A 2192-nucleotide genomic window follows, 5' to 3' on the forward strand; every position below is an offset into this window, starting at 1 on the left:
TACATCGATAGTAGACGGTACAGCGCCGTTTACGGGTCAATTTCGACCAGAAGAGCCGTTATCAACATTTAATGGTGTTGACGCCGATGGTACTTGGACGCTAAATTTCTGTGATAGTGCGAATGGGGATACCGGTACTTTTAATAGTTGGGCAATAACATTTGCGCCAGCACCATCTTGTTTGGCTCCAACAGCACCAACAGGAACGGTACTCACGGCAACAACAGCTGAATTATCTTGGACTGCCGGAGGCACTGAAACCTTGTGGGACGTTGAAGTTGTAGATATTACCGGAGGCGGTTCTGCCACAGGAACACCAACAGATTCAGGTGTCTCTAATCCATACATGGCAATGGGTTTAACAGAAGGAAATGATTATGAATACTACGTTAGAGCAGATTGCGGTGGCGCTAATGGCGTGAGTGGTTGGACAGGTCCTTTCGCTTGGACACAAAATGTTCCACCTCCAAATGATTTTCCAGCAGGTGCCATACCAATAACACCTTCACCAGAAGGAACGGGTTGTGCATCACCAACGTTTACCCTTCCATTTTCAACAGATTTTACAACTGACAGTGGAGCTCAAGGGGGTTGTAGTGATAGTGGTTTAGATCAATTCTTTTCGTGGACAGCAACTACAGACGGCTTAACATTCAGTTCTGCAGCACCTGGAAACCCAGGTATTGTGGTATGGGACGCTAATACCTTAACAGAAATTGACTGTGCGAATACTTTTGCTACTGATGTTATTCTAAGTGGATGGACTATTGGTCAAGATTTAGTGATTCAAATTTATGATTTTGATGGATCGGTCTCCGATGTTGCTTTTTGTTTAGAAGAATATACTTTTCCTACTGCACCAAATTGTGCAGAAACACCTATATCACCTGCCGATGGGGCAGTAGATGTTGTTGTTACTGGCGGATTGGTTACACTAACTTGGACAGCGCCTTCTTCGGGTCCTGCGCCAACGGATTATGTCATATTTTTTGGAGACACCTCAGGAGCCTTAAATGATTTAGGACCTGTAGGGGGAATTGATACCACTATTGACATTACTGGTATTGATTTCAGTACAACTTATTTCTGGCAAGTGGTTCCTCAAAACGGAGCGTCTCTTGCTACAGGATGTCCAGAATGGAGTTTTACGACTGAAGTTGCTCCACCTCCTCCAGCTAATGATGATTGTGCGAATGCCACTGTGGTTTCGGCGCCATCAACTACTGCTTTTGACACATCTACCGCTACGGCAACTGGGCCTACCGCCAATTGTGGAACATTACCAGGTGGCCCAAATGTATGGTTTGAATATACAGCTACCGGTGCTGGAGATTTAACTGTTTCTACCTGTGATGATGCTAGTTTTGATACAAAAATCAATGTCTACAGTGGAACTTGTGGCGCTTTGGTTTGTGAAGGAGGAAATGATGATGGAACTGGATGCGGCGGTTTTACAAGTGAGCTTACATTAACGGGATTAGCTGCTGGGACATACTATATCGCGGTAAGTGGATTTAGTGGAGCGACAGGAACAGGTAATCTAACGCTAGATTTTTCACTTAGTGATGGTCCAGATTTAGACAGTCCTACGTCGTTTACGTATTATCCAAATCCAGTTGAAAACACATTAACATTAAGTGCTGCGCTAAATAACATTGACGATGTCGTCATGTTTAATATGTTAGGTCAGCAAGTGATGCGTGTGCAACCAAATGCGTTGAGCAGTGAGTTAGATATGACTAACATGCAAACTGGAACGTATTTCGTAAAAGTGACAATTGCTGATACTACTCAAACTATACGAGTCGTAAAACAGTAAATGTATTCTAAACATTAAAATAAAAGCCACCTTTCGAGGTGGCTTTTTTTATTAGATTATTGTATCGAATTTTAGTCTTAAGTATTGAAAATGTGAGAATAAGCTAATACTATTTATTAGTTGAGCGTAAATTTTTGCGCTTAATCGATCCGTTTGCTTGATATAACTGTGTTCTAAATTATTAACATAATTTTAAGATGCTATTAATTAAAATTATTCGTATGAAAAAAATTACTTTTTTTATTTTATTCACTTTAGTGGGAATGTTTGGGTTTTCCCAAACCTTTCCTGGAACAGGAACTCCTGTGGACACCCAGAACGGCAGTGGAAACACAGATGCTACCTGTGGTACAGCCTTTGAGCTTGATTTAAC

General features: G+C 41.7%; 1 protein-coding gene. It reads left to right on the forward strand.

The genetic code is table 11. The annotated features are described in order from the left end of the window. Positions 1-1819: T9SS type A sorting domain-containing protein (locus CA834_RS14530; RefSeq protein WP_133085514.1), on the forward strand; the 1819-nt coding region annotated here is incomplete at its 5' end. Between the last annotated feature and the right edge of the window lie 373 nt (positions 1820-2192).

It is taken from the genome of Winogradskyella aurantia, from assembly GCF_002266855.1.
Classification (GTDB): Bacteria; Bacteroidota; Bacteroidia; order Flavobacteriales; family Flavobacteriaceae; genus Winogradskyella; species Winogradskyella aurantia.